12 protein-coding genes are annotated in these 15,855 nt (G+C 74.4%); 4 read left to right on the top strand and 8 right to left on the bottom strand.

Annotated elements, in window-relative coordinates; all coding sequences use genetic code 11:
• Positions 1 to 22 precede the first annotated feature (22 nt).
• The gene (locus ACZ6SQ_RS07470; RefSeq protein ID WP_469557633.1) at positions 23 to 415 is read left to right on the top strand and encodes a nuclear transport factor 2 family protein; all 393 of its coding nucleotides are present in this window, start codon (positions 23 to 25) and stop codon (positions 413 to 415) included.
• 105 nt (positions 416 to 520) lie between these two features.
• On the opposite strand, the gene ACZ6SQ_RS07465 is transcribed toward ACZ6SQ_RS07470, so the two are convergent.
• The 7 genes from ACZ6SQ_RS07465 to ACZ6SQ_RS07435 all read right to left on the bottom strand — a co-directional run bounded on the left by ACZ6SQ_RS07465 (position 521) and on the right by ACZ6SQ_RS07435 (position 12,404).
• The gene (locus tag ACZ6SQ_RS07465; protein ID WP_469557631.1) at positions 521 to 1,393 is read right to left on the bottom strand and encodes an aldo/keto reductase; all 873 of its coding nucleotides are present in this window, start codon (positions 1,391 to 1,393) and stop codon (positions 521 to 523) included.
• Between the two features lie 205 nt (positions 1,394 to 1,598).
• Positions 1,599 to 2,294, bottom strand: a complete 696-nt coding sequence (locus ACZ6SQ_RS07460; RefSeq protein WP_469557629.1) for a type 1 glutamine amidotransferase domain-containing protein — start codon at positions 2,292 to 2,294, stop codon at positions 1,599 to 1,601.
• Positions 2,295 to 2,666: 372 nt separating this feature from the next.
• A complete protein-coding gene (locus tag ACZ6SQ_RS07455) occupies positions 2,667 to 3,887 on the bottom strand; it encodes a helix-turn-helix domain-containing protein (protein WP_469557628.1) in 1,221 nt (406 codons plus the stop codon).
• 255 nt (positions 3,888 to 4,142) lie between these two features.
• Entirely contained in the window at positions 4,143 to 5,444 is a 1,302-nt protein-coding gene (gene ccrA / locus ACZ6SQ_RS07450; protein ID WP_469557626.1) for a crotonyl-CoA carboxylase/reductase, read from the bottom strand.
• A 31-nt stretch (positions 5,445 to 5,475) separates the two neighbouring features.
• Positions 5,476 to 6,459 carry an alpha/beta hydrolase gene (locus ACZ6SQ_RS07445; protein WP_469557624.1) on the bottom strand — a complete coding sequence of 328 codons (984 nt, stop codon included), beginning with the start codon at positions 6,457 to 6,459 and terminating at the stop codon, positions 5,476 to 5,478.
• Between the two features lie 33 nt (positions 6,460 to 6,492).
• Positions 6,493 to 10,698, bottom strand: a complete 4,206-nt coding sequence (locus ACZ6SQ_RS07440; RefSeq protein WP_469557622.1) for a beta-ketoacyl synthase N-terminal-like domain-containing protein — start codon at positions 10,696 to 10,698, stop codon at positions 6,493 to 6,495.
• Positions 10,695 to 12,404, bottom strand: a complete 1,710-nt coding sequence (locus ACZ6SQ_RS07435; RefSeq protein WP_469557620.1) for a fatty acyl-AMP ligase — start codon at positions 12,402 to 12,404, stop codon at positions 10,695 to 10,697. The genes ACZ6SQ_RS07440 and ACZ6SQ_RS07435 overlap by 4 nt, the downstream gene beginning before the upstream one ends.
• A 422-nt stretch (positions 12,405 to 12,826) precedes the next feature.
• Between ACZ6SQ_RS07435 and ACZ6SQ_RS07430 the strand changes: the two genes are divergently transcribed.
• Positions 12,827 to 13,327 carry a peptidylprolyl isomerase gene (locus tag ACZ6SQ_RS07430; RefSeq protein ID WP_469557619.1) on the top strand — a complete coding sequence of 167 codons (501 nt, stop codon included), beginning with the start codon at positions 12,827 to 12,829 and terminating at the stop codon, positions 13,325 to 13,327.
• 252 nt (positions 13,328 to 13,579) lie between these two features.
• Positions 13,580 to 14,440: a thermonuclease family protein gene (locus ACZ6SQ_RS07425; protein WP_469557618.1), complete on the top strand. Its 861-nt coding sequence runs from the start codon at positions 13,580 to 13,582 to the stop codon at positions 14,438 to 14,440.
• A gap of 138 nt (positions 14,441 to 14,578) precedes the next feature.
• Here the strand turns inward: ACZ6SQ_RS07425 and ACZ6SQ_RS07420 are convergent, their stop codons facing one another.
• Complete coding sequence (locus tag ACZ6SQ_RS07420) at positions 14,579 to 14,719, bottom strand: hypothetical protein (RefSeq protein ID WP_469557616.1); 141 nt, start codon at positions 14,717 to 14,719, stop codon at positions 14,579 to 14,581.
• 269 nt (positions 14,720 to 14,988) lie between these two features.
• Between ACZ6SQ_RS07420 and ACZ6SQ_RS07415 the strand changes: the two genes are divergently transcribed.
• Entirely contained in the window at positions 14,989 to 15,804 is an 816-nt protein-coding gene (locus tag ACZ6SQ_RS07415; protein ID WP_469557615.1) for an AfsR/SARP family transcriptional regulator, read from the top strand.
• The last annotated feature ends 51 nt before the right edge of the window (positions 15,805 to 15,855 follow it).

The raw sequence follows: 15,855 nt of genomic DNA, 5'->3' as shown, positions 1-15,855 counted from the left end.
TTGAGTACGTGAGCGAGGGATCATGCACCCGTTCCGCAAGGCCGTCGAGAACCGCGACTCCGCCGCCATAGAGGCGCTGCTCGCCGAGGACGTCGTGTTCACCAGCCCCGTGGCCTTCAAGCCGTACCCGGGCAAGGCGATGACCGCCGCGATCCTGCGGGGGGTGCTGCGGGTCTTCGAGGACTTCAGCTACGTCAAGGAGATCGCGAACCCCGACGGCCGCGACCACGCGTTCGTGTTCACGGCGACCGTCGCGGGCAAGCAGATCCAGGGCTGCGACTTCCTCCACTTCGACGAGGAGGGGAAGATCGACGACTTCATGGTGATGGTCCGCCCGCTGTCGGCGGCGCAGGCGCTGTCGGAGGCCATGGGAGCGCAGTTCGACAAGATCGCGGAGGAAGCGGCGGGCGAGTGACGGGGCGGGCGGCCGCCGGACCGGGGTGCCCCGGCCGGCGGGGCGCCCGGATGCGGCTCGCCTTCCCCCGCCGGGCGAGGGGAGGGCGAGCCGGGTGCGCGGTGGTCAGACCGCGTCGGAGAGCGCCGCGAACTCCTCGTCGGTGAGGGCGAGGGACGCGGCCCGGAGGTTCTCCTCCAGATGGGCCACCCGCGAGGTGCCGGGGATCGGCAGCATCACGGGGGAGCGGCGCAGCAGCCAGGACAGGGCGAGCTGCGCCGCGGTCGCCTCGTGCTGCTTGGCGGCTGCCTCCAACGGGCCTCCGGGGCGCGCCAGTCGGCCGGTGGCCATGGGGTACCAGGGGATGAACGCGATGTTCTCCGCCTCGGCGTAGGCGAGGACGTCCTCGGCGCCGCGGTCGGCGAGGTTGTACAGGTTCTGCACGGAGACGATCTCCGCGTGGCCGCGCGCCTCCTTCAGCTGCTCGACGCTCACCTCGGAGACGCCGATGTGCCGGATCTTGCCCTCGTCCTGGAGCAGCTTGAGCTCACCGAGCTGGTCGGCGAGCGGCACCCGCGGGTCGACGCGGTGCAGCTGGTAGAGGTCGATGCGCTCCAGCCCCAGGTGGCGCAGGCTCAGCTCCACCTGCTGGCGCAGATACTCCGGCCGGCCCACCGGCCGCCAGTCGTCGGGCCCGGACCGGGTCAGGCCGCCCTTGGTGGCGATGACCAGGTCGTCGGCGTACGGGTGGAGCGCCTCGCGGATCAGGCGCTCGCTGACGAAGGGGCCGTAGGAGTCCGCGGTGTCGATGAAGGTCACGCCGAGTTCCACGGCCCGTCGCAGGACGCGTATCGCCTCGTCCGGATCCTTCGGCTCGCCCCACACGCCGGGCCCGGTGAGCTGCATGGCGCCGTAGCCGAGCCGGTGGACGGGCAGGTCACCGCCGAGTGCGAAGGTGCCGGAAGCGGCGACGGGGCGGTCGCTGGAAGGTGAGCTCATGGTGGCGTTCCTTGTCGTACGGGCGGATGTCGACGGCCGCCGGTGAGCGCCGACTCGACGCCGCCCCCGACGGGCCCGCCCGTCAGTCTGTGGGACACCCGGCCCGGTGGCGGCGAGACCGGGGCCCACCATGTCAGGTCGGCTGCCCGAAGGGCCCTCGGCCGGTCGGCCACCGCCGTCCGGCCGGCCCGGCCCGGTCCCGTCGTCAGGCGAGCTTCTTGAGGACCTCGGCCGCGAGCGGGGCGGAGGAGGCGGGATTCTGGCCGGTGACCAGGTTGCGGTCGACGACCACGTTCGGCGCCCACGGCTCGCCGGCCCGCACGTCCACGCCGGCCTCGGTGAGACGGGTCTCCAGCAGCCACTTCGCCTTGTCGGCGAGACCGGCCTGAGTCTCCTCGGCGTTGGTGAACGCGGCGACCCGGTATCCGGCGAACGCGTTGGAGCCGTCCTCCAGGGTGGCGGCGAGCAACGCGGCCGGGCCGTGGCAGACCACGGCGAGGGGCTTGCCGGAGGCGAGGGTGTCGACGAGGAACTTGCCGGAGGCGGCGTCGACGGCCAGGTCCTCCATGGGGCCGTGGCCGCCGGGGTAGAAGACGGCGTCGAAGTCCTCCGGGCGGGCGTCCTCCAGCCGGATCGGGGCATGGAGCTCGGTGAAGGAGTCCAGCGTCGCGGCGACCTTGTCGGCGTTCTCCTGGCCGCCGTTGACCTCGGGCGCGAGGCTGCCCTTGTCGACGGTCGGCACGACACCGCCGGGGGTGGCGACGACGATCTCGTGGCCGGCGGCCTTGAAGGCCTCGTAGGGGGCGGCGGCCTCCTCGGCCCAGAAGCCGGTGGGGTGCCGGGTGCCGTCGGCGAGCGTCCAGTGGGTGGCGCCGGTCAGCACGAAAAGGATCTTGGACATGATGTCTCTCTCGAGGGTGCGGGCCCGGTGCGGGCCCGAGGGACAGGGCGGCACGCTCCGACGGTCCGCGGGATCCGATGTCCCGCGTCCGGACCGCCGGTGCGGCGATGTCCTCGAAGGTAGGCCGGTGATCCCCGGGTGACCAATGGGGAATCCGATGCCGGGCATCGGAATTCCGATGGATTCCGCGGGAATATGTTCCGCACGCCGCTGACCTGCACAGATGCTACGGCCGGGTCGGTGCCGGGGCGCCGAGGGCAGTACGCCGGTGGGGCGAGCGGCGACACGCCGGCCGCTCGCACCCCTCGGCGGGCCGACCCCGCTGGTTCACCTTGTCGTGCGCGGCGCCGCACGGCCCCGGCCGCCGTCCCGTCACCGCCCCCGCCCGCTTCGCGGCGCGGGCGGCCGCCGCTCCCCGGGGGCGCCGTCGAGCAGCCGGGCGAGGACGAGCATCGTCTCCAGCCGGCGGTCGGTGCCGGGCAGGGAGTCCCGGGTCACCTCGGCGATCTGCCGCAGCCGGTAGCGGACCGTCTGCTCGTGCACGAACAGCCTGCGGGCCGTGGCCACCGCGTTGTCCCCGCTCTCCAGATAGCTGAGCAGCGTGCGCAGCAGCGGTACGCGGCGGCGCTCGGGCAGCGACAGCAAGGGCCCCAGCGTCTCCGCCGCCACGGCGTCGAGCAGATCACCCGCCCTGGAGGCCACCAGAGCGGCGAGATGGTCGGCGCAGTCCAGCGGGGCCGCCGAGGGGAGCAGACCCCGCAGCGTCAGATCCACGGCGTGGCGGGCCCAGCGCAGCGAGTCCGCGGCGCGGGCGACCGGTACCACCGGACCCAGCGCCGCTCCCTCCGTCCGCAGCAGCGGGAACGGCTGCCGGTCGCCCGGCAGGATCACGAAGGGCGCGTCGGGACGGTGATGGGCCAGCGCCTCGTCCGGCAGCACGGCCCGCTCGGTGCGGGTGCCCGGCGGCAGCGCGAGCACGGTGACGGTGTCGGGCAGCGGCCACTTCGCCGCCTCCGCCAGGGCCGACAGCGACGAGAGGTCCATCGGCAGGTCCGCCACGAGCGCGTCCCGCAGCCGGGCCCGGCGCCGCCGCCCCGGTAACTCCTGCCCGCCCTCCTGCTCGAACCCGCCGAGCGCGGAGTCGACCGCGGTCTGGATCAGCGCACCGGCGCTCTCGATCAGGAACTCCAGCGTCGCCTCGGGCCATCGCAGGCGGTACGCGTCCTTGATGAACCGCCTGCGGGCCACCTGCCCGGCCACGCCCAGGGCCGTCCGCAGGGTGTCGACCGAGTGCCCGGCACGGCTGTGCTCCGCACCGATCCGCTGGTACAGCGCGGTCAGTTCGGCCGTCTGCGCGCCCCCGCCCGGCCCGGGGCCGAGCGTGGCGAGGAAGAGGCGCACGGTGCGTTCCACGATCCGGCGCACGGAGAAGTCCGGTGTGTCGTTGAAGGCGTCGGCGTACAGCGGCAGATGGGCCGCCACCTCGTGCTCCATCTCCCGCACGGCGGCCGGGACATGGCGTCCGAGGAGCCGGCGCAGTTCGTGCGGGGGCGGTGTGGCGGCGTAGGGCCGCGCCAGGGCGGTCGACGACATGGGCACGCTCCGGGGAGGACGGACTGTGGGGGGCGTCATCGTGGAACGCCCGTGCCGTGTGCGCCAAGCCTTGCCCGGCCGGGGCGGCCAAGACTGTCACCGCCCTGACACTTCTGCCCCCACCCGCTGTCGGTCACCTGCCAGGAATCGCTCACCGGGATGCCGGGTGCGGGCACCGGGGCCCGCGGCGGTGGGCTCAGGGCGTGGGCCTCACGGCGGCGGTGACTCGCGGGCGGTGCGCCCCGGGCACCGGCCTCACGGAAGCGGTGACTCGCGGACCCGGGGGCCCGACACGCCGAGCCCCGCGTGCGGGGCGAGCGCCAGCACGCCCACCTTGCCCGTGTGCCCACCGCGCTGCACCAGCCGGGCCGCCTCACCGGTCGCCTCCAGCGGATAGGTCACCGACAGGGCGGGCCGCAGCAGCCCGAGCTCCAGCAGGCGCTGGGTGGCGGCCTGTTCGTCGAGGTTGGCGCCGTGGCTGCCGATCACCCGCTTGAGCCGCATCCACAGGTACCGGTTGTCGAACTCGTGCAGATAGCCGGTCGTCGACCCGCAGGTCACCACCGTGCCGCCGCGCCGCACCACGTACACCGACACCCCGAACGTGGCCCGCCCCACGTGCTCGAACACGATGTGCGGGTCCTCACCGACGGCCGCCCTGATCAGCCGACCGAGCCGGCGCCCGGCCACGGACGGGTTCGCGGGCGTCCCCGCGTCGAGACCGATCTCCCGCCGGTCCACGACGGCATGGCAGCCGAACTCCCGCGCCCGGCGCGCCTTCTCCGCGCTGGAGACCACTCCGACGGCGATCCCGCCGCCGGCCCGCACGAACTGCGCGGCGTAGGCGCCGAGTCCGCCCGCGGCGCCCCAGATCAGGACCACGTCGCCCTGCTTCATCCGGGCGCCCCGGTCACCGACCAGCATCCGGTAGGCGGTGCCCGCGCACAGCGGACTGCTCGCCGCCTCCTCCCAGGTCAGATGGGCGGGCTTCGGCAGCAGCTGACTGGCGCGGGCGACACAGTAGTGCGCGAGGCCGCCGAAGTTGGTCTCGAACCCCCAGGCCAGCTGTGCGGCGCCCAGCATGCCGTCGGCGTGCGTGGCCGGGTCCTCGGCGTCGACGTACGCGGGCGTCACCACGACCCGGTCGCCGACCCGCCAGCGCCGCACTCCCGCGCCGGCGCGGACCACGATCCCCGCCGCGTCGGAGCCGATCACATGCTGCGGCGCGTCGTGCCGGGCGGCCCACCCGCCCTCGCGGCCGAACTGCCGCAGGAACGAGAACGTCGGCACCGGCGAGAACATCGCCGACCACACGGTGTTGTAGTTGATGCCGCTGGCGAACACGGCCACGAGCACCTCGTCCGGGGCGAGTTCCGGCAGGGGCACCCGGCCGACATGGATCGACTTGCGGACGTCCCTGTCGTCGACGCCGGAGAACATGCCGACGTCCTCGGCCCGCAGATGGGCGGCCAAGTAGGTGGAGGGCAAGGGCAGTTCGGCGAGTTCGGCGGGCGTGGCGCCGGCCACCGCCGCCTCGGCGAGCGGATCGCGTTCCATGGGATTCCTTTCGGGCTCGGCCCGGTCCGGGTCAGATGGGCGGCAGCCCGAGTCCGGCGGCGAGCGTCGGCCACGACGCCTCGAACTCGTGCCGCCAGGACGACCAGGCGTGCGAGCCGCCCTGGTACAGATGGGTCCGCGCGGGCACGCCCAGTTCGGCCAGGCGCGCCGTGAACCCCCGCGCCTGTCCCCATAGCGTCCCCTCCAGCAGCGCGCCCTCCAGATTCCCGAAGTCGCCGCCGGGTGTCCCTCGCCCCTGCGCGATGTACAGACGGGTGCCGGCGAGTCGTCCGGCGAGCGCGTACGGGTTGTGCGCGGCCCAGTTGACGCGCTGGAGCAGCGGGCTGCCCCACAGCGAGACGGGCGGCAGCTGCTCCCGGGCCACGATCGCGTGCACGACCGTGACCATCCCCGGCGCCGTCGTGTCCAGGACACCGCTGTAGGAGGCCGCCGCGCCGAAGGAGCCGGGTCTGCGCGCGGCCAGGGCGAGTGCGCCGTAGCCGCCCGTGGACACCCCGGCGACGGCCCGCCGGGAGCCCGCGTGGAAGGTGTCGCGCAGCACTCGCGCGAGCTCGTCCAGCTGGAACGTCTCGTAGTCGGGGCTCGTGCGGCCGAAGTTCCACCAGTCGGTGGGGATGCCGGTGGGGCCCGAGGACGGCATCACGGTGATGACGTCCTGGCTCGCCAGGAAGCCCTCGACGTCCGTCTCCCGAGTCCACGACGTGTGGTCGTCGTGCGCGCCCTGGAGCAGATACAGCACCGGCCGCTCGCGGTCCGGCGCGTCGGCGTACGACCGCGGCAGCAGCACCCGTACGGGGACGTCGGCGCCCACGGCCGGGGAGCGCACGGTCAGGTCGACGGTGCGGTCGTCGAGCCACCGCTGTCCGACGACCCGGGCGTCGACGGCCGGCGGTGTGCCACTGGCCGTGTGCAGGGCGCCGACGGTGGCGAGGAGGGCGGCGACGACGGTGAGGGCCGTCGCGCGCGGGGATCTGTGGCGGCGGTGTCGGGGCATGACGGCTCCGTTTCGGTCTGCCTGCCGAGAGGGTCAGCCGGCGGTGAGGGCCTGCGCCAGCCGGACGGCCAGCGCGTTCACCACCGGCGGGTCGAGCAGTTCCAGGTGATGGCCGGGAAGCGGGGCGAGGGTGAGGTCGGCGCAGTACGCGTCCCAGCCGAGCGCGGCGTCCGTCCGCTCGTAGCGGGTGTCGCGCACGGTGTGCGGGGCGGGCCGGGTCGCGCGGTAGAGGAGCGTACGGCCGCGGTAGGGGCCCGGCGTGTGGCTCTCTCCCGTGCGCAGGTCCAGGTACGAGGCGCGCTGGTGCGCCAGGGCCGCCGCGGGAGGGCCGGCGGCCTCGCGCAGCAGCCGGAGCACGAGGTCGATCCGCCCGGCGTCGTCCAGGCCGGCCAACCGCCCGTAGGGGATGTCCAGTTCGGCTCCGTACGTGCGGCGGACGTACGCCGCGAAGTCCGTGAAGCGGCGCCGGGCCTCGTCGGCCGGTGCCTCGCCGGCCCGGGGCGGCAGCGGGAGCACCGAGTCGATCAGGACGAGCGCGCCGACCTCGCCGTGCGCGGACAGCTGCCGCGCCGCCTCCTGGGCGACGACTCCGCCGTAGGACCAGCCGCCCACGATCCACGGTCCGTCGGGCCGCAGCAGCCGGACGCGACGGGCGAACTCGGCGGCGCGTCCGGGGACGTCGGCCGGTTCCTCGACCCGGTCGAACCCGAACACGGGCCGCTGTCCGTCGAGCCGGTCGGCCAGGCGGGCGTACACCTCGGACGAGCCGCCCGCCGCGTGCGCGAGGAACAGCGGGGTGTGCGGACCGTCGCCGGGGAACACGCGCAGGACCCCGGAGGTGCCCGTCGGGGAAGTCGCCCGAATGGGCTCGGGGGTGTCCGGTGGAGGCGTCCGCGGCGATGGTTCGAGGGTGTCCGGTGGAGGCGTCCGCGGGGATGGCTCCGTGGCACCCGACGGGGGAGTCGCCCCTGCGGGCTCGGTCGTCTCCGCCCGCTCCGCGCCGGGGAGGAGACGCGCCAGTTCGCGCAGGGTCGCCCGGCGCAGCAGGACTCCCGGCTCGGGTGCCGCCCCGAACTCCCGCTCCAGGGCCGCGCGGATCCGCACCGCCATGAGCGAGTCGAGGCCCAGATCGGAGAGCGCCACATCGGGGTCGAGCCGGTCGGCGCCGTGGCCCAGCACTCCGGCGGCCAGCAGGCGCAGCCGCTCCAGCGGGGTCGCCCCGGACTCCGGTGCCCTCGCCTCGGTGGGCGGCGGCTCGGGTGTCTCGCCCGCCCAGAAGCGCCGGTGGTGCCAGCGGGGCGAGGGCACGTCCACGATCCGCGCGCCCCGGTGCAGCGTCTCCCGCGGGGCGGGCGGTGTCACGCCGTGCACCAGGAGCGAAGCGAGGGAGGAGCGGAAGGTGACCGCGTCGTCGGTGTCCCTGAGCAGTGTGGGCAGGACCAGGGACGGCCCCGCCCCCACGGCCTCCAGGGTGCGGCGCAGGGCGTGCGGCTGGGTGGCGTGCGGGGCGACCTCGACGAACACCCGGTGTCCGTCCTCGGCCGCCGCCCGCACCGCCTGCGTGAACCGCACCGGCCGGCGCAGATTGGCCAGCCAGTACGCCGTGTCGTACGGGTCGGCGGCCCGGGGATCGTCCAGGACCGTGGAGTAGCGGCGGTGCGCGGGCGGGGCGTGGGGAACCTCTCCCAGCCCGGCGGCGAACGCCCCCAGCAGCGGGGTGACGTCCGGGGAGTGCCCGGCGCCGGACACGGGCAGCCTGCGGGCGAAGCCGCCGTCGGCGGTGACCCGGGAGACGAGCGCGTCGACGTCCGCCGCCGGGCCCGTGACCACGCACTGAGCGGGCGCGGAGTGCACGGCCACGGTCAGCGACCGCGACGGCCCCACGAGCGGCGCGATGCGGCCGGCCGGCAGGTCCACCACGGCCATCGCGCCGCCGCGCAGGGTCGACAGCAGCCGGGAGCGCACCGCGACCACGCGCGCTCCCGTCTCCGGATCGAGGGCCCGCGCCGCGACCGCGGCCGCGATCTCGCCGAGGGAGTGACCGATCACCGCCGCCGGTTCCGGGCCGTAGGACCGCCACAGCTCGGCGAGCGCGACCTGGAGGCCGTAGAGCACCGGCATGACGACGGCGGGCGAGGACAGGTCGGCGTCCGGCTCGGTCGCCGCGCGCAGGGAGACCCCGGCCGTCTCGCGCAGCACCGGCTCCAGCCGGTCCACTGCGGCGGCGAACGCCGGTTCCGAGGCCAGGAGTTCGCGGCCCATGCCGGGCCACTGCGACCCGTAACCGGAGAAGACCCACACCGGCCCCGGGGCCGGTGCCGCGAGCTGCCCGCCCGTGACGAGGTGCGCGTCCGGGGCGCCGACCGCCATGCGGCGCAGCGCCGTCTCGGCGGTGGCCCGGTCCCGGGCGACGACGGCGGCGCGCCGCGGGCCGCGACCGGTGCGCCCCGCCAGGGTCCGGCCGAGGTCGCGGAGCCGGGTGCCGGCGCCCTCGGGGGAGCCGAGCCACTGCCCCAACTCACCTGCCTGGGAGCGCAGTCGGGCGTCCGTCGGGGCGTCGAGGAGGAGCACGGCAGGCTGTTCCCGCGGCGCACGGGCACCGCGCGGCAGCGGGGCGCGGTGCTCGGTGAGCGCCACATGCGCGTTCGTGCCGCCGATACCGAACGCCGAGACTCCCGCGGTCGCCCGGCCCGAGTAGCGCGGCCAGGGCTCGGGCGAGGTCACCACGCGCAGACGCAGCGCGGCGAAGTCGATGTGGGTGCTGGGCCGTACGAAGTGGAGCTGCGGCGGGAGTTCGTCGTGATGCAGGGCCAGCACCGTCTTGACGAGCCCGGCGATGCCCGCGGCCGCCTCCAGATGCCCGAGGTTCGCCTTCACCGAGCCCAGCAGCAGCGGCTGCTCGGCGGAGCGGTCCCGCCCGAGCACCGCTCCGAGCGCGCTCGCCTCGACCGGGTCGCCGAGCGGTGTGCCGGTGCCGTGCGCCTCCACGTAGTCCACCGACGCGGCCCGCGGGCCGTGCGCCCGCGTCAGCAGGGCCCGCTGTGCGGACGGGCTGGGGGCTGTCAGGCCGTTGGAGCGGCCGTCGGAGTTCACCGCCGTGGCCGTGACGACGGCGAGGACGCGGTCGCCGTCACGTTCGGCGTCGGCGAGCCGTTTCAGGACGACGACCCCGCAGCCCTCGCCGCGCACCATGCCGTCGGCGGCCGAATCGAAGGCCTTGCAGCGGCCGTCGGCAGCGAGTGCACCCGCCCGCTGGAAACCTGCCGTCACGGCGGGCGAGAGCAGGACGTTGACGCCGGCCGCCAGCGCCAGGTCGCAGGTACCCTCCCGCAGACCGCGTACCGCGTGGTCCACCGCCACCAGCGACGACGAGCAGGCCGTGTCCACGGCCAGGCTGGGGCCGCGCAGGTCCAGCGCGTACGACAGCCGCCCCGCCGCCACGCCGAGCGCGGCCCCGCTCACGGTCCACGGTGTCACCGTGTCCAGGCCTGCGGTGGTGAGACGGGCGTAGTCGCTGCCGCTGATGCCGACGAACACCCCGGTCCGGGTTCCGGCGAGGGACGGGGCGGGCAGTGCCGCGTGGTCGAGGGCCTCGCGCGTGACCTCCAGCAGCATCCGCTGCTGAGGGTCGAGGGCGACGGCCTCGTCGGCTGCGACACCGAAGAACTCCGCGTCGAATCCGGCCAGGTCGTCGAGCACACCCCCATGGCGGCTGAGTCCCGGGGGCAGCCCCGCGCCGGGCGGCAGGAACGCCCGCCAGCGTTCCTCGGGCACGATGCCGACGGCGTCGCGGCCCTCCGACAGCAGCCGCCAGTACGCGGCCGGCGAGTCGGCCCCGCCCGGGAAACGGCACCCCACCCCGACGACGGCGACGGGTTCGGCCCCGTCGGCCGGGGTGCCGGCGTTCGCGAGAGGCGCGGTGCCGCCCTTGCCCTCGGTCCCGTCGACACGCCCCGCGTCGCCTCCCGACCCGGCCCCGTCCTCCGGCCGCGCCCCGGACGTGAGCGCCGCCACCAGGGCGCCCGGCGTGGGCGACTCCCACAGCAGTGTGGGCGGCAGCCGTCGCCCCGTGATCTCGGCGAGCATGCCGCTGAGGGCGACGGCGTCCCGTGAGGTGAGACCCAGTTCGGCGAAGGGCCGGTCGTCGGTCACCTCGGCGGGCGCCACGCCGTACCACGCGCCGAGTCGCTCGACGAGCAGCTCGCGGACACGGCCGCCGGGGCTCGTCGCGGCGCTCATCGCGGGGCTCCCGCCGGGGAGCGCAGGGCTCCCGTCAGGAACCGCTCCCGGCACGCGGCCCTCGCCACCTTCCCGCTCGAGGTGCGTGGCACCTCCCCGGCCGGGACCAGCACCAGTTCGGACAGCCGCAGGCCGTGCCGCGCGGCGACCGCGCCGCGGGCCGCCAGGACGGCCTCGCGCAGCGCCGTCGCGTCCACCTCCGCGCCCCGGACTGTCTCCGCGACCACCACGAGATCCTCGTCCCCGGGCCGGTCCGCGCGCGGGACGCGGAACGCGGCGAGCCGGTCGCGGCGCACCAGCGCCACCGCGGACTGCACGGACTCCTCGATGTCCTGCGGGTAGTGGTTGCGGCCGTCCACGATGAGCAGGTCCTTCAGCCGTCCGGTCACCACGAGTTCGCCCCGGTGCAGCGCGCCGAGGTCACCGGTGCGCAGCCAGCCCCCGCGGAAGGCGTCGGCGGTCCGCTCGGGCCGCTTCCAGTAGCCCGCGGCGACATTGGGCCCGCGGACCTGGATCTCGCCGACGCGGTCCTCGTCGAGCACGGCCCCGGTCTCCGGGTCCGCGATCCGCAGCTCCTGCCCGACCGGCCGCCCGCACACGGTGAGCCGTGCCGCGCCGCCCGGACGCTCCTCGACCCGGCCCGCCGCCAGCGCGGCCGGGTCGCACTCCAGCACCCTCGGCGGCTCGGTGCACCAGGCCGCGGCCACGAACACCGTCGCCTCGGCGAGACCGTACGCGGGGCTGAGCGCCTCGTCGGGCAGGCCGGTCGCGCTGAACCCGGCACGGAACCGCTCCAGGGTGCCCGGCCTGACCGGCTCGCTGCCGTTGAGCAGCGCGGCGACCCGGTCGAGCCGCAGCCCGGCCGTCTCCTCCTCGCCGACGCGGGTGACGCAGTAGTCGTAGGCGAAGTTGGGGGCGGCGCTGATCGTGCCCCGGTAGCGGCCCAGCAGCCGCAGCCAGCGGGCCGGCCGTTCCAGGAAGGCCACCGGGTCCAGCAGGACGGAGGCGTACCCGGCGTACACCGGTGCCGCGGCGCTGAGGATCAGTCCCATGTCGTGGAACAGCGGCAGCCAGCCCACGGAGGTGCTGTGCCGCGGTGCGAGTCCGAAGGCGAGGGTGGCCTGCCGGGCGTTGGCGACGACGTTCGCGTGCGTCACCATCACGCCCGACGGGCTGCCGGTGGAGCCCGAGGTGTACTGGAGGTAGGCGATGTCGTCCGGAGCGGTCCCGGGCGGTTCGAACCCGGGCCCGGCCGAAGGGAGTTCGTCCACCGCCGACACGGGCACCCCCTCGCCCGCGAACGCCCGAACGGCCTCCCGGGAGGCACTGTCCGCCAGCAGCCGGGCGGGTTCGCAGTCGTCGAGCACGGCCCGCAACCGGCCCGCGTGGCCGGGCAGTTCAGGGCCGAACAGCGGTACGGCGACCACGCCCGCGTACAGGCAGCCGAGGAACGCCGCCACGTAGTCCAGGCCCTGCGGCAGCAGCAGCGCCACCCGCTCCCCGGGACGGACCGTGCCCACCAGGTGCGCGGCGACCGACCGGGCCCGGGCGTCCAGGGCGTCCCAGGTGAGCGTGCGATGGGTGCCGGGGGAGTCCGGCTCGGGGAAGTCGACGTAGGTCAGGGCGCGTTCCTGGGCCCGGTGGACGGCCCAGTGCCGCAGCCGGTCGGTCAGCGACGACGGGTTCTCGGGTGGCGGCTCGGACATCTCGGCGACTCCCCAGGGGCGACGGGCTGTGCGGCTCGAGGCCCAAGGCTGGGGTGTCGCGGGGTGCGGGTGGAAGGCGATGCGCTGACAGTTCGTCCGGGCCGGACTGTCAGCGCGATGACAACCAGCGCGATGCCCGGGCGGCCGGCCCGCCGCTGCTCCTGGGCGGCCTTCGTCCAGGCCGCGGCCGCCGCGGCCGCCGTGGTCGTCGGCTTCGTCGGCCTGGTGTGGTTCTTCGAACGGGTGCTCGCCCCCGCCGGGGCGGCCCAGGGATCGCGCGAACGGGTCGGCGGAGCGCCGGGCCGGCGCGCGGACCGATGTGGCTGTGCCGTGTCTGGTCCACGGCCGCGCCACCGGATCACGACCCGTGGGACGTGCGTGAAAAGATGAATCGGTCATCCCCGCGAGAAAGGCGCTTTTTCATGTCCAGGGTCAAGCTGACCACGAACCACGGCAGCATCGTCATCGAGCTCGCCGACGCCGAGGCGCCCAAGTCGGTCGAGAACTTCCTGACGTATGTCAGGAACGGTCACTACAACGGAACGATATTCCACCGTGTGATCGACGGCTTCATGGTCCAGGGCGGTGGCTTCACGGCGGAGATGGCGCAGAAGCCCACCCTGGCGCCGATCACCAACGAGGCCGACAACGGCCTGAAGAACATCGCGTACACCGTGGCGATGGCGCGCACCGGCGAACCGCACTCCGCCACGGCGCAGTTCTTCGTCAACGTCTCCGACAACGACTTCCTCGACCACAAGGGCAAGACCCCCAACGCCTGGGGCTACGCCGTCTTCGGCCGGGTCGTCGAGGGCCAGGACGTGGTCGACCAGATCAAGAAGGTCCGCACCGCGACCCTCCGGGGCCACCAGGACGTGCCCACGCAGCCCGTCGTGATCGAGTCCGCCGAGATCGTCGGCTGACACCGGCGGCACGGCTACCGTCCTCGCCTTCGACCGTCGCGCCGCACGAGCGGCCGGGGGTCGAAGTGCGTGGCGGGACGGCCCTGTTCCGGCCGGCCTCCGGTCCGTCCCGCGGTCCGCCGGACATGCGGAACCGCTGCCGCGGACGGACAATGAAGGGTGGGGGGTTCCGAGTTGGCCAGGGTACGCGGGCCCGTCGAATCCGCGGACATTCGTAGGGCATCGAGCACCTTGCACACGTGAGGAGTCACCATGCCCATGCTTCTCATCAAGGGCTTCTACGACGTCAAGGGCACCCAGCCGGACGGGGACACGGTCGCCTTCACGGCCGAGAACCCGGAACACTGGGACCTCGTCGGCGGCGGGCGCGGGCGTGCCGTCGAGCACAGCGCCACGGGCCGGGCCAAGCTGCGGCTCGACGCCGTCGACGCACCCGAGACGCACTACGGACCCGGCAGGGTCCACCAGCCGCTGGAGTTCGCCCACGCGGCCCGTGACGAACTGCTCAACTGGCTCGGTTTCACCGACGTCCAGCGCGCGGGCAACGAGACCGTGACCGCCACGGTCCCGGAGACGGTGCCCGGCTTCGTCCTCACCCGCGCCGCCGACGTCCACGGCCGCTGCATCGCCCTCGCCGGACGCGGCACACACACAGAGGAGAGCGGCCGGGAGATCGACGTGAACGAGGCGGAGCTCGCCTCGACCGTCAACCACCGTCTCATCGCGGCGGGTTTCGCCTATCCGATGTTCTACCGCAGCCTGTTCACCTCGCTGCGGGCCGAACTGGCCGCCAGGGCGACGGAGGCCCGGGACACCGGCCGTGGCCTGTGGTCGGCCGACGTCACACTCACCGGCGCGAAGATCACCGGCCTGGGCACCATCACCGACGAGGCACTGCTGTTCCCCAAGCTGTTCCGCCGCCTGGTGGACTACCTGGCTCTCGGCATGCCGCTGAGCTGCCTCCCGGCCTATCTGGCCGGCGGGGGCGACCGTTACTCGATCCTGTCCACCGGTGAGCGCTGCGTGGGCCTCCACCGCGTCGTGGAGGTCACCGACGGCCAGACCGTGCGGATGACCCGGCCTCCCGAGGACCTGCTCTTCGAGGACGCCTGAGCCCGGACGCGGGGCAGCCGAACGGGGGGCCAGGGCCTCGGTCCTGGCCCGCCGTCACGCCCCGGGTCCGGTGGGCTCCCGTCGGCCGGGCGGGCCCGGGGCGTGACGGCGGGCCAGGCGTCCGTTCACCAACTGGGCCTACGACCTGCGGCCCCGCTCGATCAGGGCCTTCCGCACCGTGCGTACGTCCTCGTTCCGCACCGTGCGTACGTCCTCGTTCCGCACCGTGCGTACGTCCTCGTTCCGCTCGCCGTACCGGACGTCGGACGGAGCGACCATGACGACTCCGCTCCTGGTCTCTTCCCGTCTCCCGCGACCTGCGGCCGTGGGGCCGCGACCGTCCGGAATCGTGACCGACCGGGGCTGTGACCGACCGGGGCCGCGGTGCGGCGACCGGCGCCGATCCATTCGCCGGGCCCACGCTACGGAACCGGCGTCATCGTGGCGTCACGTCCGCGTCAACGCCGTGACGGCCGCGCCGGGCCGAATTGCAGGCGCTGTACGGCGGGCAGAAAATGATGAGGGCACGGCGCGTTGGGAGAATGGTGGTGGCTGCTCCTCCCCGGCTGCGACTGCTCGGCCAGTTCCATCTGGAACTCGCTGCCGAGACGGTCGAGCTTTCCCACAACGGCCAGCGGGTGATTGCGTACATGGGACTGCGCGGTCAGGTCTCGCGCACGGTCCTCGCCGGCACCCTGTGGCCCGAGGTGACCGAGGAACACGCGCGCGGAAGCCTGCGGACCACGCTGTGGAAGCTGCCCCGCGGCGAACCACCCCTGATCGGCTGCTACGGCGACACCCTGCTCATCACCCCCGCCCTGCGCGTCGACGTGCACGCCCTGACGCAGACGGCACTCGGCGTCGTACAGGGCGACGCCGAGGAACTCGACGACCTGCCCCCGCTGGGCATCCTGACCGGAGAGGACCTGCTGCCCGGCTGGGACGAGGACTGGGTGCTGCTGGAGCGAGAGCGGCTGCGCCAACTGCGGCTGCACGCGCTCGACGCGCTCGCCGAGGCCCTGGTGCGGCAGGACAGGCCCGCTCTGGCGATGGAGGCGGCCTGGGCGAGCGTACGCGCGGAACCGCTGCGGGAGAGCGCTCACCGTGCCGTGGTCTCGGCGCATCTCGCGGAGGGCAACGTCGCCGAGGCGGTGCGTCACTTCGAGGCGTTCCGCCGCATGCTCGACGAGGAACTCGGCGTGCCGCCCTCGCCCCGGTTCGCCCGGATGATTCCCGAGCGCCCCGGGGCCGGCGGCCGGAAGGCGGAGTCGGGCACCAGTGCGTTCGCGACTACTGGATCGGCTTCGACGACCCCCTCGAAGGACGCGTCCACTCCATGTACCTGGACGTCGAGGGACACGTGAGCACCGGGATCGGCAACAAGTTCGACGAGACCGCGCGGGACGACTCCGCGC

It is taken from the genome of Streptomyces sp. NPDC048600 (assembly GCF_055587025.1).
Note: the sequence above shows the minus strand (reverse complement) of the source record. Positions and strands in the feature narration are given on the sequence as shown.